This is a genomic window from Lysinibacillus sp. NPDC048646 (assembly GCF_050272295.1).
Taxonomy (GTDB): domain Bacteria; phylum Bacillota; class Bacilli; order Bacillales_A; family Planococcaceae; genus Lysinibacillus.
In genome coordinates this window covers 44,577-67,477 of record NZ_JBNNLZ010000022.1, presented here as the reverse complement: position 1 = coordinate 67,477, position 22,901 = coordinate 44,577, and the positions used below count along the sequence as shown (strand labels likewise).

Sequence of the window (22,901 nt, the reverse complement as noted above, 5' to 3'; positions counted from 1 at the left end):
TCACACAATTTACACACAATTACAATCCCATCTATAGAAAAGCCCGAAGTACTTTGTTCGGAGGCAACCGAAAACGCCAAACCCCGAGCTTAACTAGTAAACTTATACTATTTCAAATACTCCAGCAGCCCCCATACCGCCACCGATACACATTGTTACGACACCATATTTCTTGCCTTGACGTTTTAGCTCATGAATTAACTTTAATGTTAAAATTGCGCCTGTTGCGCCAAGTGGATGCCCCATTGCAATTGCTCCACCGTTTACATTGACCTTATCTTGGTCGATACCTAAATGACGTACAACCTGTAATGATTGTGAGGCAAATGCTTCATTAATTTCCCACAGATCAATATCTTCAATAGAAAGACCTGCAATTTCAAGCGCTTTAGGAACAGCTACAATTGGACCAATACCCATTACTTCAGGTGGCACACCGCCAACTGCAAAGCCTAAAAACTTTGCCATTGGTGTCATTCCTTGCTTTTCCGCTTCCTCACGATCCATAACTAGGACAGCCGCTGCTCCATCAGATGTTTGAGAAGCGTTCCCTGCTGTAACACTTCCTTTAACATGAAAGGCTGGGCGAAGCTTCGCTAAACCGTCTACAGATGTGCCGGGACGTATGCCTTCATCCAAACTGAAAGTAAATTTCCTTACTTGTGGTTTGTTATTGTCGTCCACATAATGCTGTTCCACTTCAATAGGCACGATTTCATCATTGAACTTACCTTCTTTAATGGCTTTTTCTGCTAGCTCATGTGAACGTACAGCAAAAGCATCCTGATCTTCACGACTCACATTGTATTGACGTGCCACTTCCTCAGCTGTATGCCCCATTCCCATGTAATATTGTGGTGCACTTTCAGCTAATGTGGGATTTAAACGAGGTGTATTGCCCACCATTGGCACCATACTCATCGATTCAACACCACCAGCAATGATTGCCTTTGAATGGCCAAGCATAATGCGCTCAGCTGCGTAAGCAATTGCTTGTAGACCTGAAGAACAAAATCGGTTAATCGTTAGAGCAGGTGTTGTATCTGGTAATCCAGCAAGCGCACCAATGCACCGTGCAACGTTCATCCCTTGCTCTGCTTCTGGCATCGCACAACCTAATATTAAATCATCTACTGGACCTTCATAGCCCGCTCTTTTTAATGTTTCTTTGACAACGATTGCCCCAAAATCATCTGGTCTTACTGTCGCTAAAGAACCTTTTTTCGCTTTTCCAATAGGAGTTCGTGCTCCTGCTACAATAACGGCTTCACGCATTATTTAAATCCCCCTTTGTTTCATGTGCAAATATAATCATTCAGTCTTCATTAGTTACGAAGTGGTTTTCCTTTTAAAAGCATGTGTTGCATTCTCTGTTGTGACAGTGGTTCAGCCACTAAGCTTAAGAAAGCCTCACGCTCAAGATTCAATAGGTATTGTTCATCAACCAATGTGCCGTAGGGAACTTTACCACCTGCGATAACATAAGCTAGCTTCTTCGCAATTTTCAAATCATGCTCACTAATAAAGCCAGATTCAAACATAGCTTGTGCGCCAATCAGTAGCGTTCCATAACCAGATGCACCCACAACAGGGATTTTTGCTTGCACTGGTGGTTGATAGCCTGCTTCATAAAGCGCTAATGCAGTTTGCTTCGCATCATAAATTTGGTGATCTGGATTAACAGAAATACCATCTGCAAAATCTAGGAAGTTATTAACACGCGCTTCTTCACCCGATGTAGAGACTTTTGCCATTGCAATTGTTTCAAAGACTTTATTAGCAATATTTTGATAGTCTACCTCTACGCCATTCGGCAAACCTTTGATGAATTTCTGGTAAAGCGCTTTATTGCCCCCACCACCAGGGATTAATCCTACGCCAACTTCCACTAAGCCCATATAAGTTTCCATCGTTGCTTGGATATGTGCAGCCGGTAAGCAAACCTCTGCTCCTCCTCCAAGCGTCATTGCAAATGGTGCTGCTACGACGGGCTTGCGAGAATACTTAATTTTTTGCATCGCATCTTGGAAAGCTTTTATGACGAAATCGAGTTCAAATATGTTATCGTCCTGCGCTTCTACTAATATCATGCCTAGGTTAGCACCCACACAGAAATTTTTCCCTTGGTTTCCGATGACTAAGCCTTTAAAGTTAGCTTCTACTTCATCAATCGCAAAGTTAATCATTTGAATAATATCTAAACCAATCGCATTGGATTGGGAATGGAACTCTAGCAACGCAATACCATCACCTAAATCTATTAAGCTGGCACCTGTATTTGACTTTATAACACCATGTTTTTTCTTATAGCGCTTTAAGTTAATTTCTTTTTCATTTACCGGTACTTTCACGTATTCTGTGCCGTTGTAGTAAGCTAGATCACCATCAATTTCAGCGTAGAAAGTGTCAAAGCCATTCGCTAACATATCTTTGACGAACGCTGGTACTACACGATCTTCCGCTTCCATTTTTGCGACCGATTCTTTCACGCCAACTGCGTCCCAAATTTCAAATGGACCTTGCTGCCAGCCGAAGCCCCATTTCATAGCATTGTCGATGGCCACAATATCATCAGCAATTTCGCCGTGTAGTTGGGCAGAATAAATTAATGTTGGCGCAAAGATACTCCATAATAATTCTCCTGTACGATCCTTCGCATATGTTAATGCTTTGATTTTGTTTGCTAGACCACGTGTTTGTTTTGCTAATTCAATAGAAGGTGTTTGTAATTTCTTCGCTGGACTATACGCTAGCGTATTTGGGTCAATTTCTAATATTTCTTTACCTTTTTTCACAAAGAAACCTTGCCCAGATTTTGCGCCTAGCCAGCCGTTAGTCACCATTTTTTGTAGGAATTCTGGTACTGCAAACACCTGCTGTTCTTCAGCTGTCGTTTGGTCATATACATTTTTCGCTACATGAATAAATGTATCTAGACCGACAACATCTAATGTGCGGAAGGTTGCTGATTTCGGACGACCAATTAGTGGACCAGTTACAGAATCTACCTCTCCGACTGAATAGCCACCCTTCATCATTTCTTGTAATGTTACAAGTAAACCATACGTCCCAATGCGGTTAGCAATAAAGTTTGGCGTATCCTTAGCAAGGACAACACCTTTTCCAAGGATGTCTTCACCAAATGTCTTCATAAAATTAATAACTTCAGGTGCTGTCGTATTTGCTGGAATCACTTCAAGTAATTTTAAATAACGTGGTGGATTGAAGAAATGCGTCCCTAGGAAGTGCTTTTGGAAATCTTCTGAACGCCCCTCCGCCATTGCATTTATACTAATTCCTGATGTATTCGAGCTGATAATTGTACCAGGTGTACGTACAGCTTCAATTTTTTCATATAAGCTCTGCTTGATTGCTAAATTTTCAACGACTACTTCAATAATCCAATCGACATCCTTTAGCTTTTCTAGATCATCCTCAAAGTTGCCTACCGATAGTAGTGATAAATTTTCCTTAGAAGTAAGTGGTGCCGGCTTTTGTTTAACTAACTTTTTAAGAGCTCCTTGCGCAAAGCGATTACGTACAACTGGATGCTCAAGAGTAAGTCCATTAGCTTCTTCTTCTTTCGTTAGTTCTTTCGGTGCGATATCTAATAATAATGTTGGAATACCGATGTTTGCTAGATGTGCTGCAATTCCAGACCCCATTACACCAGAACCCAGAACAGCTGCTTTGTTAATATTGTAAGTCACAAGCAATTCCCCCTTATTCTCCCATTGAATGAATAGTCATTCATTTTTTGACCAAAAAAAATCAAATTCGCCTTAGTATATTTTAATCCATAATTTGAATTGGGCTAGCACAATTCAAGATTCACCACTTTCGTGGAAAAACCTGTGGAATACATCTGAGGCTTCTCTTCGTTCAGTTGGCATTTTGACACATGATGCATAAAAATTGACGAGTATTCATCCTCTACCTAAAGAGATACAAGTCTTCCCATGAATGAAGATAAAACTACTTTTTCTGTTTTTAGTGTAGATTATTTTTACTAATTTAGCAATCTTTTTTCTCCAATTATTTTTGCAATATACAACTTTTTTTGTTCTTTACGAGCGAAAATACAACAATAAGTAGATTCCCAAAGAGTGCAAACAGAAAACTTTCAGGATTAATAAAAAATGTGTAGAATGGTAACCAAGGAGAGTGAAATACTAATGAAAACAATTACAACTACTGAACAATTTAACGAGCTGATCTCTGGCGAACAAAAGGTACTAGTGAAGTTTTATGCTGGTTGGTGCCCAGACTGCACACGTATGAATATGTTCATCGACCCAATTATCGAAGAATACAATCAATACGACTGGTATGAGCTTAACCGTGATGAACTTCCAGAAATCGCAGAAAAATATGATGTTATGGGTATTCCAAGCTTATTAATTTTCCAAAATGGTGAAAAATTAGCTCATTTACATAGTGCTAACGCTAAATCACCACAGCAAGTCATCGAGTTTCTATCTGCTCAGTAATGATGCCAAAGCACTTATCTTTCCAGTCATTTAAGTACTACTATCTGCTGTGAAAGCGAAGTGGCAACAGTGAGTTAGTAAATTTTCAACTACACAACAAAAAAAGAGTCTGGGACAAAAGAAAAAAAGTGTTAGATTGACTGATAGCGATCTAACACTTTTTTGCTGTAAGCGTTGATGTCCGCTACGGCGGACGCTTTCCGGGGGCGTGGCCTGAGCCTGTAGTCTCAGGCGTCACGCTAATCCCCAGGAGTCGCCGCCTTCGCTACCATCAACTAGTGCTCTCTTCTAAATTTTATTTATTCCAAAAGGAAGAACGTGTAAATTTTTCTTCATTTTAGATAGCAAAAATTTACTGACGCCTATGCTCCTCTTTCTTAAAATTTAAAGTTTTGTCCCAGCTGCTTTTTGAAAGGAGCTTTTTATGCGCTGTCAATTGCCCTTACAAGGAAAATCACAATACGATGTATCCATTTCGCCAACCTATCGTAATTCTGCCTGTGGGCCAACTACTGTCCATGTTATCTTACAATACTTACACGATGACAAAAAATCCCCTGCTGTCAACGAACTTTACAAAATACTGGGCGGTACCAAAATTGGTCTGTTTAAATGGCGCTTAGTTTATAATCTTCGCAAGTTGTATCCAACATGGGATATTCGGGACTGTACATTAAAAGAAGCCATGCAGGAAATCGATACAGGTCGCTCTGTAGCGATGCGTTTCGATCGTTATTTTAGCTTTCAATGGCACGATAAAAAATCTGCTTATGCCTATCATTGGGTACCCCTCATTGGCTATGAAATTCAGGACGATGAGCTCTTGTTAATTTTCCACGATAATGGTGGTCCAAATCGTGATAGTAGAATACGTACAACCTTTTATAAAGATAACAAGAAAGTGTTGCGTTTTGTAAAAATCGCTCCTACATAAGCGAATATAATGAGCGTGCCTGCTTGGCGATTAATGTAAAGCCTCGCTCTTCTAACGCTTTAAATGTATGGTTCTCGTAACCTGACAATGCTAAACTCGTAAACTCAGCTTCTATTGGTACGTTTGTTTGAATCTTCGCAAGTTCGTGCGATAATCTCAGCATATCAACATTCTCTTGAATTTTTGTACGTTGCCCTGGCTTTAGCTCCGCTAAAGAAGCAATAACCTTATCGATAGAACCGTATGTTTGAATAAGTGTTAAGGCTTGCTTCGGCCCAATACCTTTTACTCCTGGATAACCGTCACTTGTATCACCCATAAAGGCCTTTACCTGTGCAAACTGCATTGGCTCAATCCCATATTCCTCTATAAATCGTCCATGCGTATATACGTCGTACTCCGAGTAACCCTTTTTCGTAAACGCAATCTGTGTCGAAGGCGTTAAAAGTTGCAATAAATCTTTGTCCCCACTAATGACCGTTATATCAGCTGCGTCTTGCCATTTTGAAATCATTGAACCAATTACATCATCGGCTTCCATACCTACCACACCAAAGTTTTGCCAACCAATCTGTTCTGATAAAGTTTTCGCTATATCAAATTGCGGAAGCATTTCCTCTGGGGGTGCTGGACGATTCGCTTTATAACCATCATATAATTCATTACGAAACGTATGTGCACCCATATCCCAGCATACGGCTATATGTGTTGGTTGCATGATTGACTGTGCTGTCAATACATGTCGTACAAAGCCTTGGGCACCGTTTGTGGGTGTACCGTCTTCTAGGCGTATAAAATGTCCCATTGCTGCTGAAGCAAAAAATGACCGGAATAATAAAGCCATGCCATCTACTATTAAAAGTTTTGGTTTAGTTGTCATTGTTAAAAATCCTCTCTATCAAACATTCCTTTATTATAGCAACAATGATTGAACTATGCTTTAAATGGGCATGAATCATAAAAGATAATGTAAGGGGGATTATTAATATGAAAATCCATAGCGGTACTTTATATTGGCCAACGACTACTCACAAAGACCTTTCTATTATAAAAAATCCGATTGCACCTTTTTATGATGTCATTATTATCGGGGGTGGCATAGCTGGTTTTCTAGCTGCACACACTTGCTTAGAAGCAGGCCTAAAAGTTGCCCTGATTGAAAAAAACGACATTGCAATGGGCAGTACGGTCGCTAACACAGGGATTTTACACTATAGTAATGACATTATGTTGCATGAACTCATTGAGCAAATTGGCGAAAAAGATGCGGTTCGCTTTTATAGCATGTGCTATGAAGCTATTCAAAATATTGAAGCGATAGCTCATACACTACCTGACCAAGCAGATTTCCAACGTCGACAAAGTATTTGCTTTGCCAGTAAAACACGTGACGCTTCCAAGTTGTTGTGTGAATTTAAGGCATTGCATACACATGGGTTTCCCTGTGAGTATTGGAATGACGTTATCATAAAAGAGCGTTTTGGCTTTGAAAAAGATGGCGCCCTTGTTACATTTAATGACGCTGAATTTAATCCTGTAAAGTTCGTTCAGTCTCTTGCTGAGCAATGCCAACAAAAAGGGCTCCATATCTATACGAATATTATGGTGAATGTACTAGAGGATACAAATGAAGACACTATTTTGCATACCATTAACGGTCAATTCACTACACGCAATGTAATTTTTGCTACAGGTTATCAAAATCTACCTTATGGACAATTAAAAGGCACGAATTTAAAACGGTCCTATAGCATTGTGACCAATTCTATTAAAAATTTTAAACCATGGTTTGAACAATCACTCATATGGGAAACGAAGCGTCCTTACTTGTATATGCGCACAACGCCAGACAATCGTATAATAATCGGTGGACTTGATGAAGATAAAGCTAAAATACCAAAATCTGAGGAAAAGTTGGAGAAACAATCCAATAAGCTCCTTGAATTAATGCAAGAGCTATTTCCACAATATGATGTGAAAATAGCTTACAGTTATTGTGCAACCTTTGGCGATTCAATAGATTATCTACCCTTTATAGGCGAACACCCTAGTCATCCTCATTACTACTATTTACTTGGCTATGGAGGAAACGGTACGGTTTATAGCATGCTTGGCGCAAACATTATAACGGACTTGCTAAAAAATATACCTAATGATGATGCGAGGATAGTTACCCTGGCTCGTAAAAATGGTATCAAATAAAGGGAAGTGTGGCACCTCGGTATGGAATCCGAACCCTTTTACTATTTCTCGTCATCCTATCCATCACCTCAATCATTTATAGACGTACACGAGTTGATTGTAGCGCAGGCGGCGAGTGTAGCTGACGGCATTCGCCTTTCGCTACAGAGCAAAGCTTTCTGTGGGAATAGCATGAGTGAGAAGGCCACGCAGGAGCGTAGCGACGAGGAGCCTGAAGCCAGGTCCGTGAAAAGCGTCCGCCGTAGTGGAAAGCAACGGGTTCATATAGATACTTCTATTTTAAAAGAAAAAGACTGTAAGCAAACTCGATTTTTTACCGAGTTTTTGTCTACAGTCTGAAGCATGCTATTTTCACTTTTGAGACAGCTGCTCTTTATTTTTTCGAAAGGCGATGCCGATGATCGAGTTGAATACCTGTAATCCATTGTAAGAATGCAGTCACACCCGTTTTCACTGTTTCGATTCGTAACTCCCCTTCTTTAGGATCTGCATAAACAAAGTCAATATGGCGAACACCTTCATTTTCGCCAATGAGCTTTAAGATATCAAATAATTCATAAGCTGTTAAACCACCAGGTGTAGCAGCCGGTACGTCAGGTGCAAACGTTATATCGAGTGCATCCAAATCGACTGACACATAAATACGATCTACCTCGAACATTAGCTGACGAAGCATTTCTCGAATTGTGAGCTGTATACCATCTCGGCGCATTTGCTTCAAGGTAATCATATGTATACCTTGTTCACGTGCGTCATGAATCATCTCGGGTGAATTGAAAAAACCATGCAAGCCTACATTATAAATATGCTTCCCTTCGACAACGCCCGCTGCAATCAGCTGCTGGATAGGGGAATCCATTGCTAGCCCAATCTCCTCTTGGTTCCTTGCATCTAAATGCGTATCAAGTTGAATAATGCCGATGCGATCCTGCGGGAAAGCATTTTTTATGCCACGGAGGGAGCAAGCAGTTATTGTATGATCACCACCGATGAGGCAGGTAAAGCTTCTCTGATAAGCGACACTTAAGTTTTCTGCCGCAGCCTCTATAGCTGATTCAGAGAGCATTTTATCTGTCGGATGAATGGCGACGTCGCCAATATCAACAACAGCCAGCGCACGTAAATCCACTTGTTCATCTAAATTATAAGATTGAAAACTTGACCATGCCTTGCGAAAAGCCTGTGGATACTGTGCTTTTTTGGACAACTCACTTGCATACGATAGTACGCTCCATAGACAATGATATCTACATCATTTGGATGTGGATTTTCCTTTTGTTTTATCCATTGATGCATACCTGAACCATTCTCTTGTTTCCAAAGCCATTCAGGTTGAATGAACATGCTAACCGACCACCTTCACGCCTTTTTTCCATACCTTTTTCACATGATTCACACCAAAAATATAATGTAACTTTTGATGATTATGCACATCCCAAAGTACGATGTCTGCTTGCTTTCCTACTTCAATCGAGCCTACACGATCCTCAATTTGAAGTGCACAGGCAGCATTATACGTAGCAGCGCATAAGCTTTCCGCGGGTGTCATTTTCATTGTAATACATGCTAAGTTCATGACAAGCGGCATCGATATTGTCGGGGATGACCCTGGGTTACAATCTGTTGAAATTGCCACAGGTACACCAGCATCAATAATGTCTCGTGCACGTGCTGGCTTCTCTCCTAAATACAGTGCCGTTGCTGGCAATAAACAAGCGATTACTCCTGATTTTGCAAGCGCTTCGATACCATCATCTGACACTTTTAATAAATGCTCTGCAGAAATAGCTCCCACCTTTGCTGCAACATACGCACCTTTATTTTCTTCAATCTCATCCGCATGAATTTTGGGAATAAGTCCATATTCTTTTCCAGCTAGCAAAACTCGCTCGGATTGCTCTGGGGTAAACACATCTACCTCGCAAAATACGTCGATGAATTTTGCGAGATTCTCCTTAACAACTGCTGGAATCATTTCTTCAATGACTAAATCGACGAACTTATCTGGATTTTCCCTATATTCCTCTGGCACCGCATGCGCTCCCATAAAGGTTGGGACAATATCCATTGGGTGCTTTTCATGTAATCTTCGCATTACACGTAATTGCTTTAATTCATTTTCTAAATCCAGCCCGTAGCCACTTTTTCCTTCGAGTGTCGTGACTCCATGCTGTAAAAACAAGTCCAATCGCCTCGCGGTTTGATTGAAAATATGTTCTTCTGATAATGAGCGCATTTTTCGTGTCGTTGCATGAATACCTCCCCCAGCATTCATAATGTCCATATAGCTCGCACCTTCTAAACGCATCTCAAATTCATGCTCGCGGCTCCCTCCGAAAACAACATGCGTATGAGGATCTATCAATCCAGGTGTGATAATTTTCCCAGTTGCGTCTACAATCTCAGCTTCTTCTGCGCGATGTATATATTTCAGAATCATTTCACGTGTCGTACCTAAATCTTGAATCAATCCATTTTCAATCCATACACTTCCACCCTCAATAATACCGAGCTCTCGCATTTCTTCACGTACACGTGGTCCCTTTTTATCGCTAGCCAGTGTCACTAATTGTGAAATATTTTGAATCCAGATCGGCTTCTGTGACATTCCCGTCATCCTTAACTCCCCCTATATGCGTAAAGCGTATCTTCTATCAACCAACTTCGTCATCCTTCGGTATTTTTCCTCTTATTCTCACAAAATATCTCCAACAGGACCCATATAGTGAAACTTCAATCAGTGGGAATTTTCTTCATCCCCCACAATAAATAGAGGAACACAAGCTAAAACCTTCACATCCTGTGAAAAAGCTTGTGTGACCAACATCCTGTTGCTGCCGCTTCGCTTTCGCACATAAAACATCCTGTCGCTGCCGCTTCGCTTTCGCACATAAAACATCTGTTGCCCGAACCAATCGGACTTTTACGGTCAGTTGATGCGAGATAAAAAAAAAGCAATAACATTCTGATTTAGAAATGTTATTGCTGGCAAAGCATTGCTACCTCATGCATGGAGTAGCTTTGAAAATTATATGTTGTTTGTAGTTCTCGAAAATACCGCAAAAGCTCCTCAAGTATAGCTAAATTTTTTTCTGTATATTTACCGAAATTATGAGGATGCCACCATAAATGATAAAAAGCTTCTGCCTTTGCAGCGGCAAGCATTCCTTCTTTGATACGTCTTACTTTAAGTCCTTCCAATACACTTAGTCGCTTACAGTATGGTCTTAAAAATGCACTCGAACGTACATTTACGAATACGTCTTTCTTCATCTCTTCTAATCGTATCAAATGATTGCCTGTTATATTCACATAGCTATCTAGCCATTTCATCGCACCCAATAGCCTACTTTTTTTTGTGAACTTTTTAGGGCTGTATAATGCATGTGTTTCATTTCCTCTATAGCATACAAGCCCCACCTCCAGACATGCCTCAAAATAAGAGGTGTTCACCTGATTGCGAGGAAAAACTATAGACTTCATGGGTGCGATGTAATCAGCACTTATCAACGTTGTGGCCTGTAAATCTGCTCGAAAATCATCTTCTGTTTGACCATTCTCCACGCAATAGTAATGTGAAAATGTATGGGTACCGATTTCCTGATGTGGTGTCCGCATTATTTCTTCAATTAAGGATTTACCAAAATGTAAGGGATCATCTTGCTCATTTACACCTACATTCGCAAGCTGCAAATGCGCTGCATAGCGCTTTTTTTCATACTTTACTGGGATTCCTCGTAAATAATGCGCCATTTCATCCTTCGTTTCCGCAAACAATAAACCGACCGTTGCCCACGTTGCATGAATGCCGTATTTCTCAAATAATGTAAGTATTTTAGGCAAAGCATAGCGTACTCCATATAAATTTTCATCATATTGTCCATGTCTAAACACATCATGGACACCCCAGTTCAGCTCAAAATCCAAGGAAATAACGAAACCACCACGATTTACTTTGATTGCGGTTTCCTCCACTTTTGCACGCCCAGTAACAGTGCACTTATTTTCGATTGTGCAATGAAACCAGAATAAACATCTACAACTTGTCCTCCGAAGCTAAGCTTAAATGTGCGTATGGTTTCTACATCGGTCAACTCACCCATATCGTATAGCAAACAGCCTTGTTGCTTTAAATGCAATAAATTATGCCATAGTAAAAAGCGGTTAGCATAACGAATCGGTCGCTTTAAATGTGTAGGCATCGAAAGGGGCTGACAGGTCGCCACAAAATAAGACATGGCTTTTTTAGCATGGACTATATCGAGTCTATAGCATAGAGTTTGTCCACAGATGCTACGTACCTCGGACAATAATAAAGCGCCTTTGTTATTTAATAATGTAATGGACTCCATGTGGGCTTTACTAATTTGCTCGATTTTTTTCCTTTTCGCAAAATTATTGTAAAACCGTTGAAATGCACGCAAATTCTCCTCTGTCGGTTTTTCATATAAAAAGATTTGATAAGCTTCTTGCTGTGCACGGCGGAGCATTTTTTGATTGCTCTTCGACAATGCTGTATACATTGTACGCTCATGATCCGTTAATTGAATATGAACAGTTTCACTTTTGACAAGCTTGCGACTCGGTACAAGTGAATGTGTATGACATACAAGCTTCATCGGCTTTCTAATATTTGCTGGCTTCTCTGCAAAATAAATATGCTGCATTGCGATATTCCATCGTTTACTTCTAATGGACAGAATGAACATCGCCCCCACTCTCTGTGTATTTTTCCACATGATTTCGCTCATAGCGAGCACATTTGAAATGTTTCATTCGAGAAATACGTTTATAGCCTAGTTGCTGCAATCGTTTACGCTTACGCCATTGCCAAATGCTTGCAGTTACCCAAAGTGTGTGTGTCGGTTTTATTTTTTGGAAGAAAGCTGTCATAATATCAATATTTTTATAGACATCATATGTTAAAAAACAGGTCTGCTTAGGCAAAGATTCAACGATTTGCAATGCGTCTACACGCCAATTATTCGTGTGCAACGCAAAAGCAGGCTTAGTCGTCTCTGCAAAGGAATCTTTGTAGATTGTATACCCCTGATAGAACAAGGAAATCATGGCTTCCTGATCGAGATGCACGGCCTCTTGAATCGACATTTCCTCAAACAACAGCCCGACCGGTTGAAGTTGTGTAACACTATCGGTGGCGGTTAATTCGAATAAATCTACTTGCTTAAAACGAATAAACTTTTCTACGAATCGTTGTCCATATTCTAGCCAATCTTTTCCTTTTCCATACTTTGCTAAATAACGCAATTGTCCAAGTGTATTACGTTTCCACTCCACAACGCGATGATTACTTTTTAACGTTTCCTTTATACGTTCCTTTAAAGCCAAGCGATATTTTACAAATTTTGCACGCTTCGTACCGTTACTGATAATGATGCGCCTAGTAAAATCTATGCCTGAGCGCCAGTCAAATTTATAGGGCTCATAGCCGATGCTCATATCAAACTTGTTATAGCCCTCATTAAAGGAGCGCTTTATCATATGTTGGTTCACAATACGACCGGCTCCAAAGTGATTAAAATTCGGCTCATGTCCCAGTGCATAGGACACATATCGTCCTCGACAGCATACCCCGTAAGTGAAAGCAATCCACTGATTTTCAAATAGCAGAGCCTCTACATCTACTTTCAACGCATCGCTTTTAAGAAGCGCTAGATGCTCAAAAAACTCCCTTTTCTTGCCCTTCGTGAAACTGCTCGTATCCACCTTTTTCGCCCACCGTCTATCAAACAGCCTGAACATCTGCCAAAGTTCACCTTGGCCTGGAATTTTGCTACTTAAGGAGCCTAAGTTTCTGAGTTTTCTTTCTCGCCTATCTACCCCATGCATCTTGCGACGGTTATTGAAAAAACTTGAAAAATCTATTTCGTTAAAGGCAAGATACGGTGTTATTACACGAAAAATACTTGGTCGCATCTGCCTTTCAACGAAATATTGTTCAATACCTTTCGAAGATTCACCACTCTCCAATAGACCATGAAACGAAAAGATTAGATGGCGATGCTTTTTGATTAATTCATCAAATACAAAGGTTGCAGCCGATAATAGCCACTTATTAGGCGCTATAATGCCTGAATAATTGGCCATATTTTCACCTGCAAAAGCATAAATACGGACACCCCATTGCCTGCGCACAGTAAATGGGAAAAAAGCGATGATATGGTTTTCCTTTTTAACAGCATATAACTCTACCTGCTCTTTTTTTCCAACAATTTTCCACCAATTATAAAACCAAGCATATTCAATAAATGGATTATCATTCTGTTCATTAGCTAAAATTTCATCCCAGATTTCCTTATATAAGGTAAGCTCATCATCAGTTCTAATACGTATTAATTGCAATTTAATCACCTTTCTTAGATAACTTTGAGACGGCCTGTTCATAAACATATAATGTTTTCTGGTACATCGGAGAGAACGTAAAATTTCTTAAAAAGCGACGTTCACTGGCATCTCCCATTTTTTGACGAAGTGCTGCATCTGTTAATAATTGTCTCAGTCTTTGTTTGAGCAGTTCTTTATCTTCACGGTCAATTAAAAAACCATTATTATTATCAGTAACTAACTCACTTACGCCCCCCACATTCGTTGCGATGATCGGAAGGCCAGCTCGCATTGCCTCGATAATTGATATCGGCAATCCTTCCCAGTCCGATAACAATACAAATAGTTGGGCTTGTGCGAGCAGTTCGGTGACTTTTGATTGATTGCCTAAAAACGTTACTCGGTCTGCAAAACCTTTATCAGTAACATATTTTTCAAGAGCTGGACGTAGTGAACCATCCCCGATAAACTGAATGCGCCACGGCACTTCTGGTAGTTCCATCAATGCTGCCAATAATGCATCTTGCCTTTTGGGCACTTCAAAGCGAGCAACCATCATAATCAGTGGATAGTCTAAACTGTCATACTTTGGTGCATGTTGATCAGCTAATTGCGCAATGCCATTATGAATCGTCATTAATTTATGAGCAGGAGCAATGCCTTTTGTAAGTGCCAGCTTACGATCATACTCCGATACTGTTATGATTTTTGTCGTTAACGGCTGCACTGCTTTTTCAAGCTGTCGATACATCAGTTTCTTCTTTGGTGGAACCCCTTCCGTAAAGCTCCAGCTATGTGCAGTAAAAACTGTCGGGATGCGTAAAAATCTACCGACTAAACGTCCAATGGCACCTGCTTTTGAGGAATGTGCAGCTATAACATCAGGTTTTATGATTTTTAAAGCGGATCTCAGTTGCCAAAGAGCCTGTAAATCTTTTGATAGATGAATCGCACGTTGCATGGCTGGTATACTGATTACCTCGATTTTTTCCTCTTGTAAACGCCATAAAGATGCATCATATAAGCCCGTGACAATCGTTACCTCATGGGCGTCTTGTTTTAATTTTATGGCAAGTTCCTCTACATGTTTCTGCGCGCCACCTACTTTATCCATTCGCGTAATCAGCTGAACAATTTTCAGTATCCAACACCGCCCTATTTTTTTGTTAATAAGCTCCTGTTCTCGCTAATACCACGAACAGTGTTCTGATGACAATTTTTAAATCCATCCAAAAGCTAAAGTTTTCTACATACTGAATGTCATATGATATTTTTTGCCCATGAGAAATATTTGATCGACCATTAATTTGAGCAAGCCCTGTTAACCCTGGCTTAACTTCTAAGCGTCGTGACTGCAATGTGTTATAAGCATTTGTTATCGTTGGAACTTCTGGCCGGGGTCCGACAATACTCATGTCCCCTTTTAAAACATTAATGAGCTGTGGAATTTCATCAATGCTTAACTTACGAAGAATAACCCCCACTTTTGTAATACGCGCATCTTGGTCAGCTTTGAAATAGTAATCATCAGGTATGCCATCCGCACACATAGTAGGCATATTTACAGGGATTGCCTGAATGTTCATCGTCCTTAACTTCCAAATGATAAACCGTTGATGATCAGAGCCTGTTCGAATTTGTTTAAAGAAAATGGGGCGACCTGTAGTAATTAATAATAGGAGGAATACTGCTAACATAAGAGGAATTGTTATGAAAAGTAAGAGTATTGCCCCTACAATATCAAAAATTCGCTTCCCGTACTGACCGTAAAATGTGATTGTCTCAGTTGCCTGTACGTGCAATACATCATCCTTTGCATTTTTTTAGCACTTAACTTTATATATTCATTTCCCACACTAATAGAACTATTTCAGACAAAGCAAATACACAGTTTATATGACAAAAAAAAAGTCATTTCAGAGACATTTCTGAAATAACTCCTCAAAAGTTTGAAAATAAAAGTGACTTATTGTTTTAGTTAGTAAATTTTTTCATTTAGCCTTGTTCAATTTGAATTTGGCATTCAATTCGAACATTTCCTTGTAACGCTTTACTAATCATACATGTTTTTTCTGCCTTCTCAGCTATTCGATGAATGCGTCTGTGCTCACGATCAGTTAAATCTTTGACAACAATAGTTGGATTATGGACAATGCGCTCGTATGTAAAAACACCATTTGTTACATCTACAAACCCTTGTGCTTGCATCGACAAATCCAACACGGGTACTTTCGAATTTTCTAATAGCGTTGCCAGTGTTATTAAATAACAGGTAGCCGCTGCACCAAGTAACATTTCATCTGGATTTGTACCAATTCCTGGCCCATTCATTTCCTGTGGAATAGAAATTTTAGTGTTCAATTTGCTTGCTGTTAAATTCCCTGCACCATCTCTTCCCTCTGACCACGTTAAATTCATATTAAACTTATGTTGAACCACTTAAATCTCCCCTTTTCGATATCGTTAGTGATTGTTTATAATTGTTTAAAACTAACTAGAATGGTGTGCTGTCATTGAAAATATTCAAAGTATTTATAACAATATTACTTGCTATACTTGTATCTTTTACAGGTTGGGTTCATTTTTCCCCTCGACCTACTACTTGGCTTGTTCATAATTTATTCAAAAATGGCATGGCCGTAAAGCCACCTAATTATAATGAAATAGAAGAAACCGTTTCAACCATTAAAGACCTTATTTATCCCTCTAACCACAAAGATAATCTGTTAGATATGCATTTCCCAAAGGATGTAAAAGATAAAATACCTGTTATTTTTTGGATACACGGTGGTGCCTACGTTGGCGGCGATAAAAAAGATGTTACGGAATATGCCATTCAAATTGCCAGTCATGGCTTTGCTGTCGTGAACATCAACTATGAACTTGCTCCTAGCGCCACATATCCAGGACCTATTATTCAATTAACAGAAGCCTATCAGTATATTACTGAAATTGCCGCCGACTACCCGTTCGACTTAGACCAAATATTTTTTGCTGGCGATTCTGCCGGCGCACAAATTGCCAGCCAATTTGTCAATATTCAAGTCGATTCCCAGTATGCAAAACTTCTTAAACAAATTGCTGTTGTTCCTGCTCACTCTATTCAAGGGACTTTACTATTTTGTGGTCCATATGACTTCTCCAATATTACAGAAAAGAGTAATAATCCTGTTATCAATTATTTATTCACTCGAATAGCATGGAGTTATATCGGCGAAAAAAAATGGCAAGAACACGAGCAACTTCCATATGCCAATATGTTAGAATATGTTTCGCCAAATTTCCCAGCAACCTTTATAACTGATGGTACAGAAATGACCTTCACAGAAGATGGCATGACAATGGCAGATAAGCTTGAGTCACTCAATATTCCTGTTGTCCGTCAATTTTTTGAAGATGGATCTGAACTTCCACATGAATATCAATTTATGATGAATCGCCCTGAAGCTATAGAGACGTTTGAAAAAGTCATTGCCTTCTTACAAACAAGGAGTCATAAATAAGGGGCATAAAGAATGTAGTTTCAGTGGAGACCTGAGCCGATACTAGCTGGAAACCGAGCGCTGGGGCTCCCTTACCCGAGCGGTGTCCAATAATCTGTAAGAATAGCAAATGTCGTCCATATTAAAATGCCCGCTCTCGCAACAACCAAGAGAGTCGGGCATTCTTTTAATCTGTTAAAGCAAAGTCTTTCGTTGCTTCCCCATGTCGGCTTTTTTTCGTCGCGGTTTGATATTCTGCTAACCGCGCAGTTGTACGCCAGTAGTGATAGACGAGGCGATCTATCCACAATAATGCTTCTACTTTTGAAACCGCCGTCTCTAACTCTACCATGTTGCCAACAGAGTTCTCAAAATAAGCATTGCGTTTATCTCGCCGTTCAGCTGCCATTCCGGCTGAAGTTTCCTGTAAAAGCATCGAAATCTCAGGTAGACGGGTATCCTCATCAATGATCAGAAGTACTTCTTCCAACACTGTCAGCCATTTTTTCGTTAATATTGGCTGTAATTGGAGTGAATTTGGATGTTGTTCACGAAGTGCCTTTGCCAAACGATACAAATGATCCAATGCATGTAACAATGAAATATGCTTGTAGCGATCTTTCTTAGATGTTGATTGTATAGAATCCATGAACAATCGTGTTTTTTCAATTGCTTCATCAATTTGATTTAGCTTACTTTCAACTTCCGTTGTCATTTTTTGAGTTTGAATAAGCGCTACAATAACTGTTGTTAACTCTTTCGTAATATCCTGAAGCGTATTAAATGAAACCTCTACAGCAACTCCTGGCACCTTTGCTACGCTATCGTCAAGATTGCGCGTTAAATAGCTGCCCTTTTCAGGGATTATTTTCTCAATCATTCGTGCAAATGGACGTGCAAATGGCACAAAAATAATTGCACCTACTACACTAAATAATGTATGAAATACTGCAATACCAAGTGTTTCATCGAAGCCATTGTGAATGATGGTTGTTACATATTCAGTCAGTTTAAACATGGACGTTGCACCGAACGTTACAATGATTGCTGTTGCTACGTTAAATAGCACATGCGTCATTGCTGTTCGCTTGGCTGCTGTTGAAGCACCGATCGTCGCAAAAAGTGCAGTTGCGGTTGTACCAATATTTTGGCCGATGACTAAATATGCCGCTTGTTCAAAATCAATAGCCCCTGCATATAACGCTGTCAATGTAGCGGCAATTGCTGCACTTGATGCCTGCATAATAACTGTCATAATCAGACCCAAGACAATCAAAATGACTTTACCCCCGGTTGTATTCGCCTGAAACGCATCAAATGGAATCATATCCTGTACGGAGGCCATACCGCCTTGAAGTACATCAATACCTAAAAATAATAAGCCAAAGCCTGTAAAAAGACCTCCTGCCGCTTTAAAATCGCGAGGAGCTAATAATTGTACAAATACCCCAAGTGCAATGAAAGGTAATGACATTGTTTGCATATTAATCTTGAAGCCAATTAAAGAAATAATCCACCCTGTACTTGTACTCCCAATATTTGCACCAATAATGACACCAATGGATTGCACAAATGTTAATAGTCCTGCACTGACAAAGCCGATTGTAATCAGCGTAGTGGCAGTGGAGGATTGCACAAGCATCGTCATCAATGTGCCTGATAACACCGAACTAATTGTGCCACCCGTAAAACGGTTCAACCATTTTTTTAGTGCATCCCCTGCAAGCTCTTTTAAACCGTTAGTAAGCATCGTCATACCGAGTAAGAATAAACCAATGCCCCCTAATACATTAATCAAACTATCTACACTCCTTATGAAATATTTTACAAATGTCATGAAAGATTAATAAATATTTACAAGAATCAATTTCATCATTCACTTTCATATCAATAAAGGCGAATAGTATGGAAGAAAATAAAGTAATTGTTTCTATCACATAGTACTATTCCGCTACAGGCGGACGCTTTTCGCAGGCAAGCACCGAGCCGCTTCGGGGCAATAGGATGTTGATCACGAAGGCGTTGTCACAGGACGTGACGCTTTTAGCCTTCGTTCCCATAAAAGCTCAGTCCAGGGTCTCGCTTCGCTTGATTTTCCCGCTGGAGTCGCCGCCTTACGCTCCTACAAAAATGTTCGTGTTTTCTTTATAAAAAAACTATTTATGAAATTAACTTACAAATTTAATAATACTTAATATTACCATCTTTATATTTTATAGGATAGCTATGTTTGTTTCACTTTTATGAAAAACAGTGTCCTTCATTTTATGGTAAACTAGAGAAAACATTTCTTTAGGAGATTTGATGATGATTTTAACAAAGCAACAAGCATTACAAGCACTCAATAAAACAAAATTTATCGGTTTTACGATACCAACAGGCAATATAATTATCAAAAAGGTCAATAAAACCGACTATAATATTTTTGTTTATGAAGAAAGTAACGAAAAACCAATGCACTATGTGGGCTCAATCATGAACGTGATGGCCACTATGAGCGACAAAGCTTCGAATAAAGATTTTATAATTGTAGAAAACCTACCTATGCAAAATACAGCGGTGGAGGCTGCTGAAGAAGAAACTGGTGAAACTTCTGAAGAAGAAGCTGATGAAAATACAACAGCGCTACATGAAGAAAAACGAGCAGTGCCTGATTTTGAAGGTTTATATGAAATTACTGCGAGCGGTCGTATACTTACAGTTCGTGAAAATCGTCCTTTAGCTAGATGTAATGATGAGTATGGTTTCCATATCGTCCGTTTAACAAAAGAAGGTGTAGCATCTAATCATAATGTATTTGAGTTATGGAAACAGACATATCCTGAACTTGAACAAACAAATTTCAAAGGCTCGTTAAAAGCAAAATATGGCACTGGTTGCAAACTTACGGACAAGCCAGGCATCCACTTCTAAACTCCATGCCAAGTAAAAGGCCAGACTGTCGACAAACTCAAAAAATTGAGTTTGTTGACAGTCTTTTTTCTTTTAAATAGAAGTATCTATATGAACCCGTTGATTTCCGCTACGGTGGACGCTTTTCGCGGGGGTGGCAAAGTCCAAAAATAGCAAAAAATAGTTGATCACAGAGTGCTACTCTCGTTAATAGGGGCTATTTGTCACTAATTTTTCTTTCTGATAAAATTTCAAAAGGTATTCGGAATGTGATTATTCCGAATACCTTTTGTCGTTTTTGAAGGTGCATTTCAAGCTGTTCACGCGCTTTGATTTGATTTTCCGTCTCATGTTTATCATCACCTCAATTATTTTTAGCAGGTTAGGAGCAGAATAGGATATCAGTAGGCGATACAAGTTGATCGGAGTGGAAGGCGTGACACTCCTGCAGGAACAGCACGTGCGAAAATCCATTTTTGCGGCGACCCGCCACAAAAATTAGTTGGAGCCGTGCCTGCGGAAAGGGTGCGCCTGGAACGGAAATCAACGGTTTCTTACTTTTTATTCAAAAAGAAAAAACTGTAGGCGCTGAGGATTTTTTCTTATATAAGCAAAGGGAACAACACTAAGTGCCATATATGTTCAAACTTTTGTCCTTTATACTGAATATGTTTTGCCCACTTATTTTCTTGACGAGAAATTTTTTCCCATTTAAATAAACGACGAATCCGTACTCGTTCCACTTTTTCAAATCCTAACTTCACAAGCGTTTTTCGTTTGCGCCATTCATACCAATTTACAGCGGTGCATATTGCCCTTCCTTCTTGCTGCACTTGTGCCACTATTTTCGGAAATAGCTGAATGGCATTATCTTTAATATACGTAGAATTAGGCGGAAGTTCCTGTGTAAAATCGACAGCTTCCTCACGTATTAAATTATCATGGCGCAAAAATGATATTTGTTGTGTGTTTTCACCATAAAGCTTATAACCTCTAAAAAACTGTGAAATGAGTTCTGATCGATTGTCACTTTCCAATACATCTTGTATGGAAATTTCATTTAAATCAGTAGTTGTTTGACGTACCGTACTCTTTAAATAATACAAGTCAAAACTGGTTACAACGATCATGCGATTTATTCCTTTTTTTAAGGTAACAAACCAATCTTTCAGACGGGCTTCTTTTAAAAAATATTGAAGCTCACCTAATCGATCCCGTTTCAGTTTTACCAGTTGGTGATTTTCACTTAATTTTCTTTTCAATGTATCACGCACCACCATCATCAGCCGGATAATACGCTCTCTCGTTCCTTCAGTACTCATTACAAATTTTCGCGTAAAATCCAAATGTGTATACCATTCAAACTTATACGGCTCATAACCGCTTCCAAAATCATAAAATCGATAGTTTAAACGATGTGCCTTCAACATATTTGCTCTTTCAATTAATCGCCCAGGCCCAAAAATATTAAAATCAGGCTCGTGACCCATTGCCTGACAAAAATTCCGATCTCTGCAACAAATATCAATTGTAAAGCCAATCCACTGGTCTTCAAACTCTAGGTTGTCTACTTCCACACGAAATGCTTTACTTTGTTGCATTGCTAAACGTTCAAAAAAAAGACGTGTTTGACGTTCAGTAAACCCACTTTTATCGATTTTTTTGCGCCATCTTCTTTCAAATAACTCAAACATCCCATCTAAATTCTTGGCACTAACCTCTTGAAATTTTAATTTACCAAGTGCCCTTAAGCGTTTTTCGCGACGATTAATGCTTTTAAACCTTTTGTGATGCTTCTGAAGAAAAGCATTGAGTTCCATAGATTTAAAATCTATATAAGGTGTCACAGTGCGGAAAACTGAATGAGGTAGTTGTCGTTCTTGCGCATATTTTTCCAGTATATAAGATGTTTTCTTACTTTCTAATAAGCCATGCAACACAAAAATAATTCTTTTATATTTTCGAGTAAGCTCTTTTAATAAATATTCCATAGCTTGTTCCTTCCAAACACCCTCAGCAATCACGCCCATATAAGTGGCAAATCCTTGTCCTAAAAAGCTAACTTGATGGATTCCACCAAAGCGAACAGTCCGGATGAAAGGGAAAAATGCAATACTCTCTCCTTTGTGCTCGACAATGTAAATTTCTACATTTTCTTCACTTCCAAGTGTCGTCCACCAAGTAGAAACCCATTGATACTCTATAAAAGGATTGTCATTTTTTTCACGTTCCAGTATCCCTGACCAAGTGTCCTTATACGACTCTAGCTCTTCAATCGTTGTCACGAGTCTATACACTAACACGTGTTTTGTCACTCCTTTTTTACTTTCGATGAAAATGCTTCGTTGTTTTCGAGCAAACCAAATAAATTTATACATTTTCAATTTTGCACTCAGTAGCTACTCTATTCTTAGATACAAAACATTAGAACAGTTATATTCACAAGCTTCTAAGCCTATTAAAAAGAAGAGGCCCCAACAGTCCTTCAAATAATACAATCGTTTTCTATATGATGAAAATCAGCTTTGCTTTCCCGCAAGCGTCTACGCGGATTTT

At 39.4% G+C, this 22,901-nt stretch carries 19 protein-coding genes; 5 read left to right on the top strand and 14 right to left on the bottom strand.

The features are described 5' to 3' along the window. Positions 1–102: 102 nt before the first annotated feature. Complete coding sequence (locus ACQKII_RS19300) at positions 103–1,275, bottom strand: acetyl-CoA C-acetyltransferase (protein ID WP_427462031.1); 1,173 nt, start codon at positions 1,273–1,275, stop codon at positions 103–105. Between the two features lie 50 nt (positions 1,276–1,325). Continuing rightward, entirely contained in the window at positions 1,326–3,710 is a 2,385-nt protein-coding gene (locus ACQKII_RS19295; RefSeq protein ID WP_427462029.1) for a 3-hydroxyacyl-CoA dehydrogenase/enoyl-CoA hydratase family protein, read from the bottom strand. A gap of 465 nt (positions 3,711–4,175) precedes the next feature. On the opposite strand from ACQKII_RS19295, the gene ACQKII_RS19290 reads away from it, so the two are divergent. Together ACQKII_RS19290 and ACQKII_RS19285 are read left to right on the top strand one after the other, a co-directional pair. Next, positions 4,176–4,490 carry a thioredoxin family protein gene (locus ACQKII_RS19290; protein ID WP_427462027.1) on the top strand — a complete coding sequence of 105 codons (315 nt, stop codon included), beginning with the start codon at positions 4,176–4,178 and terminating at the stop codon, positions 4,488–4,490. Between the two features lie 424 nt (positions 4,491–4,914). Next, positions 4,915–5,424: a C39 family peptidase gene (locus ACQKII_RS19285; protein ID WP_427462026.1), complete on the top strand. Its 510-nt coding sequence runs from the start codon at positions 4,915–4,917 to the stop codon at positions 5,422–5,424. Here ACQKII_RS19285 and ACQKII_RS19280 read toward each other — a convergent pair. After that, positions 5,417–6,304, bottom strand: coding sequence for a 5'-3' exonuclease (locus ACQKII_RS19280; protein ID WP_427462024.1), 888 nt, complete (start codon positions 6,302–6,304; stop codon positions 5,417–5,419). The two genes, ACQKII_RS19285 and ACQKII_RS19280, sit on opposite strands and share 8 nt — an antisense overlap. Positions 6,305–6,411: 107 nt before the next feature. On the opposite strand from ACQKII_RS19280, the gene ACQKII_RS19275 reads away from it, so the two are divergent. After that, complete coding sequence (locus ACQKII_RS19275; protein ID WP_427462022.1) at positions 6,412–7,626, top strand: NAD(P)/FAD-dependent oxidoreductase; 1,215 nt, start codon at positions 6,412–6,414, stop codon at positions 7,624–7,626. 373 nt (positions 7,627–7,999) lie between these two features. Here ACQKII_RS19275 and ACQKII_RS19270 read toward each other — a convergent pair whose 3' ends face one another. The 9 genes from ACQKII_RS19270 to ACQKII_RS19230 all read right to left on the bottom strand — a co-directional run bounded on the left by ACQKII_RS19270 (position 8,000) and on the right by ACQKII_RS19230 (position 16,410). Next, the gene (locus ACQKII_RS19270; RefSeq protein ID WP_427462020.1) at positions 8,000–8,833 is read right to left on the bottom strand and encodes an agmatinase family protein; all 834 of its coding nucleotides are present in this window, start codon (positions 8,831–8,833) and stop codon (positions 8,000–8,002) included. Beyond that, the gene (locus tag ACQKII_RS19265) at positions 8,764–8,970 is read right to left on the bottom strand and encodes a hypothetical protein (RefSeq protein WP_427462018.1); all 207 of its coding nucleotides are present in this window, start codon (positions 8,968–8,970) and stop codon (positions 8,764–8,766) included. The genes ACQKII_RS19270 and ACQKII_RS19265 overlap by 70 nt, the downstream gene beginning before the upstream one ends. A 1-nt stretch (position 8,971) precedes the next feature. Beyond that, the gene (hutI, locus tag ACQKII_RS19260) at positions 8,972–10,234 is read right to left on the bottom strand and encodes an imidazolonepropionase (protein WP_427462055.1); all 1,263 of its coding nucleotides are present in this window, start codon (positions 10,232–10,234) and stop codon (positions 8,972–8,974) included. A gap of 371 nt (positions 10,235–10,605) precedes the next feature. Further along, positions 10,606–11,601 (bottom strand): polysaccharide deacetylase family protein, encoded by a 996-nt coding sequence (locus ACQKII_RS19255; protein ID WP_427462016.1) that lies wholly within the window; start codon positions 11,599–11,601, stop codon positions 10,606–10,608. Next, positions 11,577–12,365, bottom strand: a complete 789-nt coding sequence (locus tag ACQKII_RS19250) for a hypothetical protein (protein WP_427462014.1) — start codon at positions 12,363–12,365, stop codon at positions 11,577–11,579. The genes ACQKII_RS19255 and ACQKII_RS19250 overlap by 25 nt, the downstream gene beginning before the upstream one ends. Beyond that, on the bottom strand, positions 12,316–13,998 hold the full coding sequence (locus ACQKII_RS19245; protein WP_427462012.1) for a GNAT family N-acetyltransferase: 1,683 nt from the start codon (positions 13,996–13,998) through the stop codon (positions 12,316–12,318). The genes ACQKII_RS19250 and ACQKII_RS19245 overlap by 50 nt, the downstream gene beginning before the upstream one ends. Continuing rightward, entirely contained in the window at positions 13,991–15,085 is a 1,095-nt protein-coding gene (locus ACQKII_RS19240) for a glycosyltransferase family 4 protein (RefSeq protein ID WP_427462010.1), read from the bottom strand. The genes ACQKII_RS19245 and ACQKII_RS19240 overlap by 8 nt, the downstream gene beginning before the upstream one ends. 52 nt (positions 15,086–15,137) lie before the next feature. Continuing rightward, entirely contained in the window at positions 15,138–15,773 is a 636-nt protein-coding gene (locus ACQKII_RS19235) for a sugar transferase (RefSeq protein WP_427462008.1), read from the bottom strand. A gap of 193 nt (positions 15,774–15,966) precedes the next feature. Next, on the bottom strand, positions 15,967–16,410 hold the full coding sequence (locus tag ACQKII_RS19230; protein ID WP_427462006.1) for an SACOL1771 family peroxiredoxin: 444 nt from the start codon (positions 16,408–16,410) through the stop codon (positions 15,967–15,969). A 74-nt stretch (positions 16,411–16,484) separates the two neighbouring features. Between ACQKII_RS19230 and ACQKII_RS19225 the strand changes: the two genes are divergently transcribed. Beyond that, positions 16,485–17,474 (top strand): alpha/beta hydrolase, encoded by a 990-nt coding sequence (locus ACQKII_RS19225; protein ID WP_107924188.1) that lies wholly within the window; start codon positions 16,485–16,487, stop codon positions 17,472–17,474. A 166-nt stretch (positions 17,475–17,640) separates the two neighbouring features. Here ACQKII_RS19225 and ACQKII_RS19220 read toward each other — a convergent pair whose 3' ends face one another. Continuing rightward, on the bottom strand, positions 17,641–19,251 hold the full coding sequence (locus ACQKII_RS19220) for a Na/Pi cotransporter family protein (protein WP_427462004.1): 1,611 nt from the start codon (positions 19,249–19,251) through the stop codon (positions 17,641–17,643). Between the two features lie 509 nt (positions 19,252–19,760). Between ACQKII_RS19220 and ACQKII_RS19215 the strand changes: the two genes are divergently transcribed. After that, the gene (locus tag ACQKII_RS19215) at positions 19,761–20,366 is read left to right on the top strand and encodes a 3-ketosteroid-delta-1-dehydrogenase (protein ID WP_427462002.1); all 606 of its coding nucleotides are present in this window, start codon (positions 19,761–19,763) and stop codon (positions 20,364–20,366) included. A gap of 581 nt (positions 20,367–20,947) precedes the next feature. Here ACQKII_RS19215 and ACQKII_RS19210 read toward each other — a convergent pair. Further along, a complete protein-coding gene (locus ACQKII_RS19210) occupies positions 20,948–22,648 on the bottom strand; it encodes a GNAT family N-acetyltransferase (RefSeq protein WP_427462000.1) in 1,701 nt (566 codons plus the stop codon). Between the last annotated feature and the right edge of the window lie 253 nt (positions 22,649–22,901).